The organism is Streptomyces sp. NBC_01506, from assembly GCF_045040295.1.
In the GTDB taxonomy this organism is placed as follows: domain Bacteria; phylum Actinomycetota; class Actinomycetes; order Streptomycetales; family Streptomycetaceae; genus Streptomyces.
This window is the reverse complement of the sequence record NZ_CP109422.1, coordinates 568,930-584,636: the sequence shown is the minus strand read 5'-3', so window position 1 is coordinate 584,636 and position 15,707 is coordinate 568,930. Positions and strand designations below refer to the sequence as shown.

The window sequence follows — 15,707 nt, the reverse complement described above, 5'->3', positions numbered from 1 at the left end:
CGGCCCCGCCCCGGCGCCGACATCCTGCGCACCGCCCTGCGCCGTAACGTCGGTGCCATGACCAGGGGCACCGTCCTCATGGGCCTGTACCAGGCGGGGGAGACCGCCTTCCCCATCGCGCTCGGTCTGATCGTCGAACACGCCCTGCGGGACCGGAGCCTGGGCGCTCTCGGCCTGTCGATCGCCGCGCTGGCCGTGATCATCACGACCGTGTCGCTGTCCTGGCGGTTCGGGATGCGCACGCTCCAGAAGGCCAACACGACCGAGGCGCACCGCTGGCGGGTGCGGGTGGCGGAATGCGGACTCCAGCCGGTGGCCAGGGACGTCGATCTGAAGTCCGGCGAGGTGCTGACCATCGCCACCGAGGACGCCGACCAGACCGCCGACATCATCGAGGTGGTGCCGCTGCTGATCAGCTCGCTGGTCGCGGTCCTCGTCGCGGCGGTCGCGCTGGGCCTGGCCGACATCCGGCTCGGCCTGCTGGTGATCGCGGGAACCGTCGCGATCCTGTCGATCCTGGCCGTGATGTCAAGACAGATCGGCGCCAGCACCCGTGAACAGCAGGCCCGCGTGGCGCGGGCGGGCGCGAAGGTCGCCGACCTGATCAGCGGACTGCGCCCGCTGCACGGCTTCGGCGGCAACCACGCGGCGTTCCTCTCCTACCGGAAGGTCAGCTCGGACGCCAGGCGCCAGTCGATCACCGTCGCCAAGGTGAACGGTGTGTACGCGGGCACCGCACTGGCCCTGAACGCGGTGCTCGCCGCCGCGGTGACCCTGACGGCCGGCTGGCTGGCCTTCGGCGGTGAGATCACGATCGGCGAACTCGTCATGGCCGTGGGCCTCGCGCAGTTCATCATCGAACCGCTCAAGCTGTTCTCGGAAATGCCGAAGTACGTGATGATGGCGCGCGCGTCGGCCGAGCGGATGGCGCTCGTCCTGTCGGCGCCGCCGGTGACGACCCCGGGGGCGCGGCGCCCGGCCCCCGGCGGAGACCTGGAGATCGACTGCGTACGGTACGGAACCCTGCGGCAGTTGAAGTTCCACGTACCGGCGGGCGAGTTCGTGGCGATCGCCGTCTACCAGCCGCGCGCGGCGGCCGACCTCGCGTCGATCCTGGCCGTCAACGTCCCGCCGGACACCTACGAGGGCACGGTACGGGTCAGCGGGCAGCCGATCACGGACCTGTCGGTCGAGGCGGTCCGCGAGCACATGCTGGTGAACCCGTACGACGCGGAGATCTTCGCGGGCACGCTGCGCACGAACATCGACCCGTCGGGCACCGGCCGGATGATCCCCGAGGCCGTCGAGGCGTCCATGCTGACCGATGTCGTCGCGCTCCACCGCGACGGACTGGACTACGGGGTGCGTGACCGTGGCGCGAATCTCTCCGGGGGGCAGCGCCAACGGCTGTCCCTGGCACGCGCGTTGGCCACCGACAGCGACGTCCTGGTGCTGCACGACCCGACGACGGCCGTCGACGCGGTCACCGAACAGCTCATCGCGCGCAACGTCGCGAAGCTGCGCCGGGGCCGTACCACGATCGTGCTCACCAGCAGCCCGGCCCTGCTGGACGCCGCCGACCGCGTCCTCGTGCTGGACGACGGCGTCATCACCGCCGAGGACACCCACCGCAACCTCCTTGCCAGGGACGAGACTTACTGCCTGGCGGTGGCGAGGTGACCGGGTAGCGGGGAGGGGCGGCCCGCTGAACGGCTCAGCCGAGCGCCCAGGCCACATCCCTGAGCAGAGCGTGCCGCCATCCCACCCGGTCATGGTCGGACGGCGACCGCGAGACGCGTACGGTCGCACCGGCCTGTTCGGCCAGGGTCTCGGTCAGCTCGCAGTGGGGCAGCATCCGCGTCTCGTGTTCGCCCACGTCGAACGCGAGGCGCAGCCCAGACAGTTCGGACCTGTGGGCCCGCAGCCGCGCGGCGACCGATCCGCCGACCGGCCCGCCCAAGGGGTCCGCCAGCCCCAGGGCGTCAGGCGTCCACCAGAACGACCCCGACTGGCAGGCGACGCGCGAGACCAGATCCGGGAACTCCAGCGCCGCGTACACCGCGCTCAGCCCGCCGAGGCTCTGCCCGGCGACCACCAGTCGGTCCAGGTCGGCACGCACGCCGGACTCCGCGACCAGCGGCAGCAGTTCGTCCCGTACCGCCTCCCACAGCTCGGGCCGGCACCCGAACTCGGCCTCCCTGTCCTTGGCCGGCAGGAAGACGAGGGTGACGGGTGGCATCTCACCGGCGGCGACGGCCGAGTCGAACGCGGTCATGGCCGGGTGCAGATACAGCCAGTCGTCCCCGTCGAGCAGCAGCACCACCGGCCCGCCACCGCCCGCCGGATGAACGCGTACGGTGCGGCGTCCACCGACCCGTCCACCGACCCGTCCACCGACCTGTCCGCCGAGCCGTTCGCTGTTCCACCGGAGCCGGGTGCGGGGGAGGGGCAGGACGGCATCGGTGCCGCCGATCGCCGGCCAGTGCGGCTGCGCCGGGATGTCGGGGGTCGCGGCGACGGAGCGGTCGGCGCCGGCGCCCACCGGATTGAACGGGTCGGCGTACGCCGCGTCTCCCGCGAGGAGTTGGTACGTCACCCGCAGCCGCGCGGGCATGGGCACCTCGGCGTACCAGCAGTCCGTGTCACGCCACCGGCGCAGGGGAACGGGCTCCGACCAGCTCTCGAAGCCGACGCTCGCCGCGGACCCGCGCCACAGGAACAAGGTCCGCCAGCCGCCGCCCTCGGCCGGCAGCGACACGGGTGTGCGCGCACCCGCCCAGAACGCGTCGCTGCCGGGTTCGCCGGGCAGTCCGAACGCGGCGAAGGCGCTCTCCTCGTCGGCCGCGAGGCGCATGAACGTCTCCTTGTGAGAGGGAAAGGGAGACGTTAGGCTCCCCCTTGATTAGGCGAGCCTAACCTAATATGAATCTCGCCTTTTGTGTGGACCCGAGGAGGAACTGACACATGAGCACCAATCCGTTCGACAATCCCGAAGGCCGTTTCCTGGTCCTGGAGAACGACGAGGGGCAGCACTCGCTCTGGCCGTCCTTCGCCGAGGTGCCCGGAGGGTGGGCGGTCGTCCTGGAGGAGAACACCCGCGACGCGTGCCTGGACTTCGTCGAAGCCCGCTGGACCGATCTGCGCCCCCGATCTCTCGCGGTGTCCACGGACGGCTGACCCCCCCGCGCTGGACTCACAATTAAGGTAAGGCTACCCTTACTTCGTTTGCTCGTCGGAGTGACATGGCGACAAGCCGTTCTCCGAACGTGGAACCGAGGAAGGAAAGCCTTGACCACGGCTACCCCCCGCCCCGCCCAACTCCCGCTGCCGCATGCACCGCACGCACCGCACGCGCTCCGCGCGTCGCTCCACCCCGTACGCCCCGCCCGCGCGGCGGACGCCGCCGCACTCGCCGAGCTGTCCCAACCCTTCGCGCACTCAGGGGCGTTGCGGGAGCGGCCCGCCGACCTGTACGTCGCGCACGCGGCCGACTTCCTCGTGACGCAGGGCCCCGGAGGCCGGCTCGAGGGCTGCGTGGGGCTGCGCGTACACCCGGCCGGACCGGGGGAGTGCCGCAGGCCCGCAGGTGTTCTGTACAACTTCTGCGTGGCCGGGCACCGGCAGGGACACGGCGTGGGTGCCGCGCTCCTGCGCGCCGTGCTGACCGTGGCGCGTGCCCAGTCGCTCGGTGCGCTGTTCACCGCGACGACCGGCGGTGGCGGGCTGTTCCTCCGGTACGGGTTCACGCCCACGACCGCGCGTCAGGCGCCCCGGTCCTGGGCGGAGTCCCTGGATCCGCGGCGCGACGCACGGATCCTCGCCAAGGCCCTGTGACCGCCGCGACGGCCAACTCCCCGGCCCCACCTGCTCGTTCAGCGGTCAGGAGGCGCTTTTGTCGGGAACGACGGTGGTGCCGGGGGCTGTCTCGTCGAGGACGCCTCGCAGCACCGCGTGCGGCACGCGCCCGTCGAGCACCTGCGCCCGGCGCACTCCACCGCGTACGGCCCGCAGACAGCCCTCCATCTTCGGCAGCATCCCGCTCGCCAGCCCCGGCAGCAGCCCGTCCAGCGCGTCGGCCGTCAAGTGCTCGATCACCTCGGTGCTGTGCGGCCAGTTCGCGTACAGCCCCGCCACATCGGTGAGTATCACCAGCCGCTCGGCGCCGAGGGCCACGGCCAGGGCCGACGCCGCGAGATCGGCGTTGACGTTGTAGACCTGCCCGTCCGCACCGCGCGCCACGGGGGAGACCACCGGGATATGGCCCTGTTCCAGGAGCGTACGCACCATGCCCGGGTTCACGTCCACGATGTCGCCCACGAGGCCGATGTCCACCGGCCGGCTGTCCACCCAGGCCGGGCGTCGCTCGGCCGTCATCGTGTGCGCGTCCTCGCCCGTCATGCCCACGGCGAAGGGCCCGTGCGCGTTGATGTGGCCGACCAACTCCCGCTGGACCCGGCCCGTCAGCACCATGCGCACCACGTCCATGGTCTCCGGCGTGGTCACCCGCAGCCCCGCCTCGAACCGGGTCTGAAGTCCGAGGCGGTCGAGCATGGAGCTGATCTGCGGCCCGCCCCCGTGCACGACGACCGGGCGCAGGCCCGCGTGCCACAGCTCCACGACATCCTGGGCGAACGTCCGTCGCAGGCTTTCGTCCACCATGGCGTTGCCGCCGAACTTGACGACGACGGCGCCGCCCCGGAGTCCGTCCGACCGGAGAACAGATTCGGTGGACGGACCCGTGTCCGCCGCGCGCTCCGTACCGACCGGGCTCATGTCCGCCCGCAAGCGCATCTGGTTCCCCCCTGTTGACGCACGCACCCCCTGGGGGCCGTACCGCCAGAGGCAACTTAGCGAAGCCTAACCTAAATAGGAGCTGGTGTGCCGTCCGGGGCGGTCGCCGTCAGGTGAGCTGGTTGACGCGGATGAGGTTGCCGGCGGGATCGCGGAAGGCGCAGTCGCGCACTCCGTAGTCCTGGTCGATGGGTTCCTGGACGACATCGGCACCCGCCGCCTGGAGCCGTTCGAACAGCCCGTCGAGGTCGTCGGTGCCCAGCGTGATGGCGGTGTAGGCGCCCTTGGCGATGAGTTCCAGGATGGTACGGCGCTCGTCGTCGGTGACGCCCGGATCGGTGGCCGGCGGGTGCAGCACGATGGAGGTACCGGGCTGGCCGACCGGCCCGACGGTGATCCAGCGCATGTCTTCGTAGCCGGCGTCCTCACGGACCTCGAAGCCCAGGATGTCGCGGTAGAAGCCCAGAGCCGCTTCGGGGTCGGTGTGCGGGAGGAACGCGTAGTGAATGGTGATGTTCATGCGCATCACGCTAGGCGTCCCCAGGAGCGCGGGCTTCTTGATTCCTGACCGGTCTGGTCACCTGTTTGGCCAGACACGGCGGGATCCCCGCCCCGGCACGGGAGTGGTCGCGGCGGTAGACGCTCGGCGGTACGCCGACCAGCTCGGTGAACCTTGTGCTGAACGTGCCCAGCGACGAGGAGCCCACCGCGAAACAGACCTCGGTGACGCTGAGGTCTCCCCGGCGCAGCAGGGTCATCGCCCGTTCGATGCGCCGGGTCATCAGATACGAGTACGGGGACTCGCCGTAGACACGGCGGAACTCCCGGCTCAGATGTCCGACCGACATGTTCGCCCCACGGGCCAGTGCCTGGAGGTTCAGCGGCTCGGCGTACTCCCGGTCGATCCGGTCGCGGACACGACGTATCGCGACGATGTCGCGCAAGCGCTGCGCCTCCGCACGGTCGGGTCCCATGTGCGTCATCGTGCCACGTCGCACCGGTCACGAATCAAGAAGCGGCAGGTCGCCCGGCACGGCTAGCGTCGGAAGCGCTTCACCGATCGCGATCAGAACGATCACGACGAACCGATCACGAGCGACCGATCACGGCCGAGTGATCACGACGAACCGATTACGACCAGGAGAGTGACAGCGATGAGCGCGAACACCGGCGAGACGGGCACGGGCGGCTTCTCCGAGCAGGAACGCGCCGCCATGAAGGGGCGCGCGGCGGAGCTGAAGAAGGAGGCGAGCGGTCGTGGTAAGAACAAGGCGGCAGCCGCGGAACTCGACGTGCTGGCGAAGATCGCGAAGATGGAGGCACCGGACCGCGCGGTGGCCGAACGACTCCACGCCATCGTCGTCGCCCATGCCCCGGAGCTGTCGCCGAAGCTGTGGTACGGACAGCCGGCCTACGCCAGGGACGGAAAGGTCGTGTGCTTCTTCCGCAGCGGGCACGTCGACAAGGAGCGTTACTCGACCTTCGGCTTCACCACCGGGGCGAACCTTGACGACGACAGTGGCCTGTGGCCCACGTCCTTCGCCGTGACCGAGCTGAGCGACGAGGCCGAAGCCAGGATCACGACCCTCGTCAAGCAGGCCGTGACCTGACACCACGCGGGTGTACGTCGCCGGCGGGGCGGCCTCGTGCCGCGCCGGCGGCGGCGACCGTCGCCGGATCGCCGCAGGCGGGGCCCCCACTCGCCACCGCCTTGCCCCGCGTGCCCGCCCGGTGACGAACTACGGTCGGCGGCAGCCGAGTTGGTGATCGTGCCGATGTGGGAAACTGTCGGCATTCGTTCGCGGGCGGGGAATCCGGGCGCGGTTGTCGAGAGGAGCGCATTGTGGGACAGAACGGCTTCCGTGCCGAGGGGATCGACACCAGCAGGCCGCACCCCGCGCGGATCTACGACTATCTGCTCGACGGCAAGGACAACTACGAGGTCGACCAGGCGGCCGGCGACGAACTGGCCGCCGCGGCGCCCGAGGTGCGGATCGGCGTACGAGCCAACCGCGCCTTCCTCCAGCGCGCCGTACGGTACGTGGTCGGCACCGGCGTCCGGCAGATCCTCGACGTCGGCACCGGTCTGCCCACCTCGCCGAACGTGCACGAGACCGCCCAGGAAGTGGCGCCGGACGTGCGCATCGCGTACGTCGACAACGACCCGATCGTGAACGCGCACGCCAACGCGCTGCTCAACCGCTCCGCCGAGACCAGCATCGTGCTCGCCGATCTGCGCGACCCGCGGGCCATCGTGGACCACCCCGATGTCCGCCGGGTCATCGATTTCGACCAGCCCGTCGCCCTGCTCCTCGTCGCGATCCTCCACTTCATCACCGACGCGGAGGAGCCGGAGCGGATCGTCGCCGACCTGCGCGACGCGCTGCCGGACGGCAGCTTCCTGGTCCTCTCGCACGCCACGGGTGACTTCGCCGACCGCAGCGAGGCCCAGGCCATTTACAACAGGGCCACGGCCACCCTGAATCTGCGGTCCCGAGCCAGGGTCGAGCGGTTCTTCGACGGCTTCGAACTGATCGAACCCGGCCTGGCCCAAGTCCCGTTCTGGCGCCCGGACGCCCCGCCGCCGGCGGAATCCGCGCAGATCGGCTTCTTCGGCGGCGTGGCACGCAAGTCCGGGTGAGTGGGTCTCAGGCCGGGGTTCGAGGGTCAGGGTTCAGGGTTTGCGGGCGATGCCCGCGTAGCAGCCGGCTTCCGCGTCCGTGACGTTCTCCGTGTCGCCGTCGAGCGTGGGGCGCCAGCGCTGGGTGGGGACGACGCCGGGGTCGAGGAGTTCCCAGCCGTCGAAGAGGCGGGCTATCTCGGCCTGGGTGCGTGCCGCGACGGAAGTACCGGCGGCGCGGTAGGCGTTGATGAGGCCGGCGACTCCCACGGGGTCGAAGTCGGGCGTGAAGTGGGTGATGGCGAGGGTGCTGCCCGCGGGCAGTGCCGCCTTGAGGTGGTCCACGATGCCCTGGGCGCCGCCGTCGTAACTCTCGTCGGTGACGAAGTGCAGCAGCGCGTTGAGACTCAGCGCGATGGGCCGATCGAAGTCAAGTACGCCCGCGATCCCCGGTGTTGCCAGGAGCGCGGCCGGGTCCTTGACGTCCGCCTGCGCGTAGGAGGTGTGCCCGTCGGCGTGGCTGTGCAGCAGAGCCCGTGCGTGCGCGAGGACGATCGGGTCGTTGTCGGTGTAGACCACGCGCGCCGCGGGGGTGATCTCCTGGGCGACCTCATGGAGGTTGGGGGACGTGGGGATGCCCGTGCCGATGTCGAAGAACTGGGTCATGCCCTCCTGGGCGAGGAACCGCGTGGCGCGCCGCATGAAGCGCCGGTTGATGCGCGCGGCGCTCAGGGCGGCGGGGAATGCGGCGAGGGCCTTGCCGGCCGCTTCCCGGTCGGCGGGGAAGTTCGTCGTACCGCCGAGGTAATAGTCGTACATGCGAGCTGAATGCGCCTGATCCAGCTTCAGATCCACCGGGCTGCTGTCCACCGGGCTGGTGTCTACCGTGCTGTTGTCCGCCATGCCGCGCCCCCAAGGGTTCTTCGATATCCTGCCGGGCCGGGTACGCGCCAACCGGCGCGTCCCCTCCGCCACAGCGGTTCACTTCCCGCCGCCCGCACGGGACAACCGTGGGAGCGCAGGCCGTTCCGCCAAGGCCCGTGGCGGGCTGTTCGGACGAACGGGGAACGTGTTGCCGAAGCCGCCACCCGAACGCCTAAGTAGTCATACTATTACTGTCGGCGAAGAAAGTTGGGCGAAGGGTTGCACAGGAAGCCCCTTCATCCGGTTGGCTGTCGAGAGACACAACACGTCTCCACCGACTCGCTCCACCGGCACACTCCGCCGTCGAGCGGTGCGGTGCCCATTCACCCAAGGACATGTGTGGAACTCGATCGGGAAGCTCCGGTGGTTCGGGAACTCTTCGCCCGGGACTTCGTCGCCGACATACTGACCGGCACGCGGTATCTCCCGGCCGCCGTGGTGCGCGCCGGGGCACGCCACCTGCGCCGCCGGCAGTACGCCCCCCACGCTCCGTCGAGCGCCGCCTCGACGCCGGACGCGCCCGTTCCCGCATCCGTGCCCGGTTCCGTGCCCGGTTCCGCTTCCGAGGAGGAAGCATGATGGCCGCTCCTTCTTCCCGGACGCGAGGCGCGAACGCGCCCGGTGCCACAGTCGTCCCGAGCGAAGCCCGGCAGGGGCGGCTGGGCCTGACCTTCGACGCCTTCCACGACTACCACCGCGAATTATGGATGCGGTACGCCCACACCCAGGTCGGCGGCCGGCCCATGGCCGAGGCCGTCGTGGACAGCGCCTGCGCGCGGCTGAAGACGGACTGGGAACACGCCCTGGCCCAGGAATCCGTACCCCGCTACGCCTGGTCGCTGCTGAAGGCAGAGGTCCACGGATGGCTCGACGCACGCGGACTGCAACCGCTCCTGGTGGGCACCGCCGCCTTCCACGCGGCCATCTCGAAACTCCTCCTGCACGAGCCGCGCGACGAGTTCACCGTCCTGGAAGGTGAACTCGGCCTGTACGGCGCCATCGTGGAGCTGCCCGAGCGCCAGTACGACGTCATCGTCCTGCGCTTCGTCCTCGGCAAGGACGAGGAGCATGTCGCGGAGTACCTCGGTATCGAACTCGCCACGGTACGCTCCCAGTTACAGCATGCCCGCCGCCGCCTGGCACGCGAGCTCGACATGGCCCTCGACCGGACCGAGACGCAGGAGTAGACGTGCGCACCGACGACCACGCCTCCATCAGCGCCCGGCTCGACCAGGCAGAGGTCCTTGTCGACACCTACTCCGACTACGACACCGAAGCCGCCCGGCAACGCGTCGACGCCAAGGCCGCCTCCATACCGCCCGAAGCCGCCCCCGGGGCGTCGCGTACTCCCGCCGCGCACGAGCAGGCCGCCCGCGATCTCGACCTCGCGGTCGCCCTCATCGTCGACACCCCGCAGGCGGCAACGGCCCTGGCACAACTGGCCGATGACGACCGGCCGGACCCCGAGGGCGCGGTCGTCTTCGGCGCGCTGCTGCATCTGGCGCGGGCTCATGACGCGGCCCAGTTCTGGTGGCAGTTCGCCGCGGGCGGCGGCAACCGTACGGCCGCCTTCTGTCTCTACCTGGCTCACGGGCGGCGTGCCGAGTTCAGCGACGCCAGGTACTGGCGCGCGGAGGCCCGCCGGCTGAGCGCCCCGGACAGCACGTCACCGGCCCCCGCCGCGCGTCCGCGTCCGCTGCTGCCGGAGACCATCCGTCACCAACTGCTGACCCAGTGCCACTCCGGCAGCCGCCCCACGCTTCCGGCCCGCCTGGAGGCGGTCATCAACCGCCTGCCTGTCGACCCGGACAACGACTTCGGCACGATCCCCCGCCCCGTCCCCACCCTGACCCGCGACCTTCCCCACGGCCACTGAGCGGCGCTGAGCGGCACCGGGGCGCACCGTGGCGGGCCTCCCACGGGAAGGTGTCCATTTCACCGTCCGCGATGTGGTCACCGCGTAGGCGCTCGCCACTGGTCCCTCTAGGCTGGGCCGTGCAGCCGGTTCGTTCCTGTCCGCCAGGCGGGAGCGTCGTAAGAGGGAACCCGGTGGGAATCCGGGACTGCCCCGCAGCGGTGAGTGGGAACGACCGCCGTCATACGCACTGGACCTGGACAGGTCTGGGAAGCGACGGCCAGTAGGCGTCTCGTAACGGATACGGGACGGGCCCACGAGTCCGAAGACCTGCCTGTTGCCCGCGCGTGAACGATCGCGCGCGGTAATCCCGGTGACCTCGTGGGCGGGTCGGCGTACATATCGAGCGGCACGCGCGGCGACGACGCGCTGTGTTCCGCACGGTCGGTCGTCCCTTCGCGCTCGCGTCCCGTCTCCGGGAACGCAAGGACACATCTCGCGAAGGAGAGTTCCGTGACAGCGCAGTCCGCAGCCGCGGCAGCACGGGCCACCGTGTACGGCTACCCCCGCCAGGGACAGAACCGGGAACTGAAGAAGGCCGTCGAGGGCTACTGGAAGGGCCGCGTCGACGCCGGCGCCCTCCGGAAGACCGCCGAGGATCTTCGCCGCTCGAACTGGCGGCAGTTGGCCGACGCCGGTATCCAAGAAGTGCCGTCCGGTGATTTCTCGTACTACGACCATGTCCTGGACACCAGCGTCATGGTCGGCGCTGTCCCCGAGCGGCACCGCGCGGCGGTCGAAACCGACGCGCTGGACGGCTACTTCGCGATGGCGCGCGGCACCCAGGATGTCGCGCCGCTGGAGATGACGAAGTGGTTCGACACCAACTACCACTACCTGGTACCCGAGTTGGGCCCGGACACCGTCTTCCGCGCCGACTCCGCCAAACAGGTCACCGAGTTCACCGAAGCCCTCGCGCTCGGCCTCACCGCCCGGCCCGTGCTCCTGGGCCCCGTCACCTACCTTCTGCTGGCCAAGCCCGCTCCCGGCGTGGCCGCCGACTTCGAGCCGCTGACACTGCTCGACCGGCTCCTTCCCGTCTACGCCGAGATCCTGGCCGACCTGCGCGCGGCCGGCGCCGACTGGGTGCAGTTGGACGAGCCCGCGCTCGTCCAGGACCGCACCCCGGCCGAGCTGAACGCCACCGCCCGCGCCTACCGCGAACTGGGCGGTGCCACCGACCGGCCGAAGCTGCTCGTCGCCTCCTACTTCGGGCGGCTCGGCGAGGCTCTGCCCGTCCTGGCCAAGGCCCCCGTCGACGGGCTCGCGCTCGACTTCACCGAATCGGGCGCCCCCAACCTCGACGCCCTCGCGGCCGTCGGCGGACTGCCCGGCAAACGCCTGGTCGCGGGCGTCGTCGACGGACGCAACATCTGGATCAACGACTACGAGAAGTCCCTCGCCACGCTGGGCACGCTCCTCGGCCTCGCCGACCGCGTGGACGTCTCCGCCTCCTGCTCCCTGCTGCACGTCCCGCTCGACGCCACCGCCGAACGCGACATCGACCCGGAGATCAGCCGCTGGCTCGCCTTCGCCCGGCAGAAGACGCGGGAGATCGCCGTACTGGCACGCGGGCTCGGGCCGGGCATCGGCTCCATCACGGCCGAACTCGTCGCCAACCGCGCCGCGCTCGCCTCCCGGGCCGGATCCGCGCTGACCCGGGATCCCGCCGTGCGCGCCCGCACCGCGGCCATCACCGACGCGGACGGGCGGCGCTCGCAGCCGTACGCCGAACGCACCACGGCGCAGCGGGCGCGCCTGGGCCTTCCGCCGCTACCGACGACGACCGTCGGCTCCTTCCCGCAGACCGCCGAACTGCGCACCGCGCGGGCCGACTTGCGCGCCGGACGGATCGACACGGCCGGATACGAGGAGCGGATCAGGGAAGAGATCCGCGAGGTGCTGTCCTTCCAGGAGAAGGCCGGGCTGGACGTGTTGGTGCACGGCGAGCCCGAACGCAACGACATGGTGCAGTACTTCGCCGAGCAGTTGAGCGGCTACATCGCCACACTGCACGGCTGGGTGCAGTCGTACGGCACCCGTTACGTACGCCCGCCGGTCCTCGCCGGTGACATCTCGCGCCCGGAGCCGATGACGGTGCGCTGGACGTCGTACGCGCAGTCGCTCACCGACCGCCCGGTCAAGGGCATGCTCACCGGGCCCGTCACCATGCTCGCCTGGTCCTTCGTCCGCGACGACCAGCCACTCGGCGACACCGCACGCCAGGTCGCGCTCGCCCTGCGCGACGAGGTCAACGACCTCGAGGCGGCGGGCACTTCGGTCATCCAGGTGGACGAACCGGCCCTGCGTGAGACCCTGCCGCCGCGCTCGGCCGATCACGCCGACTATCTGGCGTGGGCCACGGAGTCCTTCCGTCTCACCACCGGCGGTGTGCGCCCGGACACCCAGATCCATACGCATATGTGCTACGCGGAATTCGGCGACATCGTCCAGGCCATCGACGACCTCGACGCCGACGTCATCAGCCTGGAGGCGGCCCGCTCCCATATGCAGGTCGCCCGCGAACTCGCCGCGCACGGCTATCCGCGCGAGGCCGGGCCCGGCGTGTACGACATCCACTCGCCCCGCATCCCGAGCACGGAGGAAGCAACCACCCTTCTCCGTAAGGGACTTGAGGCCATTCCGGCCGACCGGCTCTGGGTGAACCCGGACTGCGGCCTCAAGACCCGCGGCTGGCCCGAGACCCGGGCCTCGCTGGAGAACCTGGTGGCAGCGGCCCGCGAGATCCGCGCACAGTTGGCAGCCGACGGCTCCTGACGTCACGAGGCCGGGGCGGACACCGCGGGGTATCCGCCCCGGCCTCACCGCGTGCCTAGGCCCTGTCCGGCGGATCTTCGGGGGTCCGGGACGCCTGGCACGGCACCTCCCTGCGTTGTCGGAGTCATCCAAGTACGTCCAGTACGAGGATGATCCTCCGCCTTGCGATGCACCGCACCAGCCGCCCCGGCCTGATCCCCGAAGATCCGCCGGACAGGACCTAGCCGACCCTCCCCGCGTCGTCGGCCGCCGCAGGCGATACGGCGGCGGGCCGCCGGCGCTGCTGCTGCGACACGTGAGGTCCCCGATGCTCCCGGGCCCCGAGAAGTCCTCCAGCCGCGCGAGCCCGCCGCAGCCAGTCCGTGGTCCCCTCCGGGGGCATCGCGGCAGCGATCAGCCACCCCTGGACGGCATCGCAGCCAAGATCCTCAAGCCGCTCCCAGGTCGCCTCGTCCTCGACTCCCACGGCGACGACGACAAGCCCCAGCGAATGAGCGAGATCCACGGTGCACCGCACGATCTCGGCGTCCTGCGTGTCCACGGCCAGTCGCGCCACGAGCGACCGGCCGATCTTCAACTCGGATACGGGAAGCCGCCGCAGATCTACCGGCGACCAGTGCCCGTTTCCGAAATCGTCGAGTGCCACCTTCACCCCGAGCCCGGTCAGCGCGGTCAGGCCGGCGGTGACCCGCTGCCTGCTCTCCCGGTGGATGTGTTCCGCCATCTCCAGTCGCAGCGCCTCCGGGGGAACCCCGTGCCGGGTCAGCCGCGCCGCGAGCGAATCCGCGAACCCGGGCGTACCCACATCCCGCGCGGACACGTTCACAGCCACCGGCACATTCAGGCCCTCGGCCCGCCAGCGGACGATCTGCGCGAGCGCCGTCTCCAGCACGTACTCGGTGAGGTGCGGCATCAGCCCCGTCGACTCGGCGAGCGTCAGGAACGCGTCGGGCGGCACGTCTCCGCGCTCGGGGTGCACCCAACGCATCAGGGCCTCAAGGCCGACGACCCGCCCGTCGAAGTCGATCTTCGGCTGGTAGTGCAGCTCGACCTCGCTCCTGTCGAGGGCGCGGCGCAGATCTCCCAGGAGCCCGAGCGCGTCGGGGGTGCCGGAGTCCTCCCCGGGCTCGTACACCTCCACACCGGTACGCTCCCGCTTCGCCCGGTGCATCGCCGCGGTCGCCCGCCGCAGCAAGTCCCGTGCATCGAGGGCGTGTTCGGGTAGGACCGCGACACCGGCGCCGGCTTCCACGACGAGCCGAAGCCCTCCGAGGTCGAGCGGTGAGCCGAGTGCGGCGACGAGGTTGGCCGCGACGCGGCTCGCGTACGCCGTCGAGTCGGCCACCGGCAGGACGACGGCGAACTCGTCGCCGCCGAGCCGTGCGGCCTCCGCCCCGCGCGGCAGCGCGAAACGCAGCCGCTCGGCGATCTGGAGCAGCAGTTGGTCGCCGGCCAGATACCCCAGTGTGTGGTTGATCGCCTTGAACCTGTCGAGCCCGATGAGCAGCAGTGCCGCCGCCCCTCCGCCGTCGCGTCCGGCGTCGTCCGGCAGGGAGTTGACCCGCTCCATCAGCCAGTCCCGGTTGGGCAGGCCGGTCAGTGGGTCGCGGTGGTGCGACAGGATTCGCCGGTCGCGGAAAGCCGTCCCGCCGAAATCGGCGATGTCCGCGCGGCGCTCGATGTCCGCGAAGATCCCGGCTTTGCGGCCCGCGTCGGCCGTGGTCAGCCGGGCGCGCAGCAGCGCGGTGGAACGGGCCAGTGCATCGCGGATGAGCGGGTCGGGCTCCAACGCGCCCGAGTCCATACGTAGGCACGCCGGCGTCCCTACGTATGCCTGTGTCTGTGTGTGCCGTCGGAACCAGTTCACGCCTGCTCCCTCCCGAGGTCGCTGAAGAGATTGAGGGCCTGGCCGCGCGGACCGAACGCGAGGCGCATCTTCGTCTGGGCCCGGGTCAGGTGCTGCGCCACGGTGCTCGGCGCTATGCCGAGCGCCGTGGCGATGTCCTTCTGCGACCAGCCCTCGCTCCAGCAGAGCACCGCGATGGTGCGCTGCCGGCCGGGCAGGGCGGCCAGCGCCGTCATCACCCGGACGTAGTCCTCGTGCTGTTCGACGATCGTGGCCGGGTCGTTCGCCGGTGAGGTGCGTTCCGCCGCCCAGATCTGGGCCAGCTTGGGCACCCGGCCGTAAAGGCGCCGCGACCTCTTGATCACGCAGCGGGCGATGACCGCGACGAGCCACGGACGCGGGTTGTCGATCCGGTCCCACGCCTTCAGCGCCTGCACGAACGCGTCGGCGACCAGCTCCTCCGCCTGGTGGATGTCTCCGGCCACCATATGAGCGGCCGTCGCGACCAAGTCCTCGTAGTGGGCGGTGAAGAACTCCTCGCAGTCGGCGAGGGGATCGCTCACGGGTCAACTCCCGTACTCCCACAACCGCCGTCCCCGGCATCGACTCCCCGGGGGAGCGAGGCGGGCGGTGGAATCCGCAACTCCCAGACGCTGCCGTCTCGCTGAAGCTCCGTCATTGAACCTCCCCGCGCGATGGATTGAGCCATCGCGCGGTACAGCCGTTCACGCGAGCGGTCCCTCGTCCACCGAACCACCGCGGCGGTAAGGGCCGCGGCACTGGTGAGCCCGAGAGTCACAAGTAGATTCAGCACGTTCATCCTGTCGCACTCG

The 15,707-nt window shown here is 70.6% G+C and carries 15 protein-coding genes, 1 pseudogene and 1 riboswitch; of the genes and pseudogenes, 9 read left to right on the top strand and 7 right to left on the bottom strand.

Annotated elements, in window-relative coordinates:
• Positions 1–57 precede the first annotated feature (57 nt).
• Entirely contained in the window at positions 58–1,680 is a 1,623-nt protein-coding gene (locus OG329_RS02575; RefSeq protein WP_405801619.1) for an ABC transporter ATP-binding protein, read from the top strand.
• Positions 1,681–1,714: 34 nt separating this feature from the next.
• On the opposite strand, the gene OG329_RS02570 is transcribed toward OG329_RS02575, so the two are convergent.
• Positions 1,715–2,854, bottom strand: coding sequence for an alpha/beta hydrolase-fold protein (locus tag OG329_RS02570; protein WP_405792375.1), 1,140 nt, complete (start codon positions 2,852–2,854; stop codon positions 1,715–1,717).
• A 110-nt stretch (positions 2,855–2,964) separates the two neighbouring features.
• Here OG329_RS02570 and OG329_RS02565 point away from each other — a divergent pair, with 110 nt between their 5' ends.
• A complete protein-coding gene (locus tag OG329_RS02565) occupies positions 2,965–3,177 on the top strand; it encodes an MbtH family protein (protein WP_405792373.1) in 213 nt (70 codons plus the stop codon).
• Between the two features lie 111 nt (positions 3,178–3,288).
• Positions 3,289–3,834: a GNAT family N-acetyltransferase gene (locus OG329_RS02560; protein WP_405792371.1), complete on the top strand. Its 546-nt coding sequence runs from the start codon at positions 3,289–3,291 to the stop codon at positions 3,832–3,834.
• Positions 3,835–3,879: 45 nt separating this feature from the next.
• Here the strand turns inward: OG329_RS02560 and argB are convergent, their stop codons facing one another.
• From argB to OG329_RS02545, 3 genes are all read right to left on the bottom strand, one after another.
• A complete protein-coding gene (gene argB, locus OG329_RS02555) occupies positions 3,880–4,791 on the bottom strand; it encodes an acetylglutamate kinase (RefSeq protein WP_405792369.1) in 912 nt (303 codons plus the stop codon).
• 109 nt (positions 4,792–4,900) lie between these two features.
• Positions 4,901–5,311 (bottom strand): VOC family protein, encoded by a 411-nt coding sequence (locus OG329_RS02550; protein ID WP_405792367.1) that lies wholly within the window; start codon positions 5,309–5,311, stop codon positions 4,901–4,903.
• A gap of 10 nt (positions 5,312–5,321) precedes the next feature.
• Complete coding sequence (locus tag OG329_RS02545) at positions 5,322–5,765, bottom strand: helix-turn-helix transcriptional regulator (RefSeq protein ID WP_405792365.1); 444 nt, start codon at positions 5,763–5,765, stop codon at positions 5,322–5,324.
• A 180-nt stretch (positions 5,766–5,945) separates the two neighbouring features.
• Between OG329_RS02545 and OG329_RS02540 the strand changes: the two genes are divergently transcribed.
• Complete coding sequence (locus tag OG329_RS02540; RefSeq protein ID WP_405792363.1) at positions 5,946–6,401, top strand: iron chaperone; 456 nt, start codon at positions 5,946–5,948, stop codon at positions 6,399–6,401.
• A 233-nt stretch (positions 6,402–6,634) separates the two neighbouring features.
• Positions 6,635–7,432: an SAM-dependent methyltransferase gene (locus tag OG329_RS02535; protein WP_405792361.1), complete on the top strand. Its 798-nt coding sequence runs from the start codon at positions 6,635–6,637 to the stop codon at positions 7,430–7,432.
• A 33-nt stretch (positions 7,433–7,465) separates the two neighbouring features.
• On the opposite strand, the gene OG329_RS02530 is transcribed toward OG329_RS02535, so the two are convergent.
• Positions 7,466–8,314, bottom strand: a complete 849-nt coding sequence (locus OG329_RS02530) for an SAM-dependent methyltransferase (RefSeq protein WP_405792359.1) — start codon at positions 8,312–8,314, stop codon at positions 7,466–7,468.
• A gap of 360 nt (positions 8,315–8,674) precedes the next feature.
• Between OG329_RS02530 and OG329_RS02525 the strand changes: the two genes are divergently transcribed.
• The 4 genes from OG329_RS02525 (at position 8,675) to metE (ending at position 13,028) form a co-directional block, all read left to right on the top strand.
• Positions 8,675–8,914 carry a hypothetical protein gene (locus OG329_RS02525; protein ID WP_405792357.1) on the top strand — a complete coding sequence of 80 codons (240 nt, stop codon included), beginning with the start codon at positions 8,675–8,677 and terminating at the stop codon, positions 8,912–8,914.
• A complete protein-coding gene (locus tag OG329_RS02520) occupies positions 8,914–9,522 on the top strand; it encodes an RNA polymerase sigma factor (RefSeq protein ID WP_405792355.1) in 609 nt (202 codons plus the stop codon). Before OG329_RS02525 ends, OG329_RS02520 begins: the two co-directional genes overlap by 1 nt.
• A 2-nt stretch (positions 9,523–9,524) precedes the next feature.
• The gene (locus tag OG329_RS02515; protein WP_405792353.1) at positions 9,525–10,211 is read left to right on the top strand and encodes a hypothetical protein; all 687 of its coding nucleotides are present in this window, start codon (positions 9,525–9,527) and stop codon (positions 10,209–10,211) included.
• Between the two features lie 128 nt (positions 10,212–10,339).
• Positions 10,340–10,543: riboswitch (cobalamin riboswitch) on the top strand.
• 160 nt (positions 10,544–10,703) lie between these two features.
• Entirely contained in the window at positions 10,704–13,028 is a 2,325-nt protein-coding gene (metE, locus tag OG329_RS02510; RefSeq protein WP_405792351.1) for a 5-methyltetrahydropteroyltriglutamate--homocysteine S-methyltransferase, read from the top strand.
• A 220-nt stretch (positions 13,029–13,248) separates the two neighbouring features.
• On the opposite strand, the pseudogene OG329_RS02505 reads toward metE, so the two are convergent.
• Together OG329_RS02505 and OG329_RS02500 are read right to left on the bottom strand one after the other, a co-directional pair.
• Positions 13,249–14,637: pseudogene (locus OG329_RS02505) on the bottom strand (putative bifunctional diguanylate cyclase/phosphodiesterase); the annotation flags it as partial.
• Between the two features lie 254 nt (positions 14,638–14,891).
• Positions 14,892–15,437, bottom strand: a complete 546-nt coding sequence (locus OG329_RS02500; protein WP_405792349.1) for an RNA polymerase sigma factor — start codon at positions 15,435–15,437, stop codon at positions 14,892–14,894.
• Positions 15,438–15,707: the final 270 nt, after the last annotated feature.

Bases quoted from the DNA above. Each gene is read 5' to 3' on its own strand.
- argB (WP_405792369.1), bottom strand. From the start codon at position 4,791: ATGCGCTTGCGGGCGGACATGAGCCCGGTCGGTACGGAGCGCGCGGCG.
- OG329_RS02565 (WP_405792373.1), top strand. From the start codon at position 2,965: ATGAGCACCAATCCGTTCGACAATCCCGAAGGCCGTTTCCTGGTCCTG.
- OG329_RS02575 (WP_405801619.1), top strand. From the start codon at position 58: ATGACCAGGGGCACCGTCCTCATGGGCCTGTACCAGGCGGGGGAGACC.
- OG329_RS02550 (WP_405792367.1), bottom strand. From the start codon at position 5,311: ATGAACATCACCATTCACTACGCGTTCCTCCCGCACACCGACCCCGAA.
- OG329_RS02545 (WP_405792365.1), bottom strand. From the start codon at position 5,765: ATGGGACCCGACCGTGCGGAGGCGCAGCGCTTGCGCGACATCGTCGCG.
- OG329_RS02520 (WP_405792355.1), top strand. From the start codon at position 8,914: ATGGCCGCTCCTTCTTCCCGGACGCGAGGCGCGAACGCGCCCGGTGCC.
- OG329_RS02540 (WP_405792363.1), top strand. From the start codon at position 5,946: ATGAGCGCGAACACCGGCGAGACGGGCACGGGCGGCTTCTCCGAGCAG.
- OG329_RS02570 (WP_405792375.1), bottom strand. From the start codon at position 2,854: ATGCGCCTCGCGGCCGACGAGGAGAGCGCCTTCGCCGCGTTCGGACTG.
- OG329_RS02530 (WP_405792359.1), bottom strand. From the start codon at position 8,314: ATGGCGGACAACAGCACGGTAGACACCAGCCCGGTGGACAGCAGCCCG.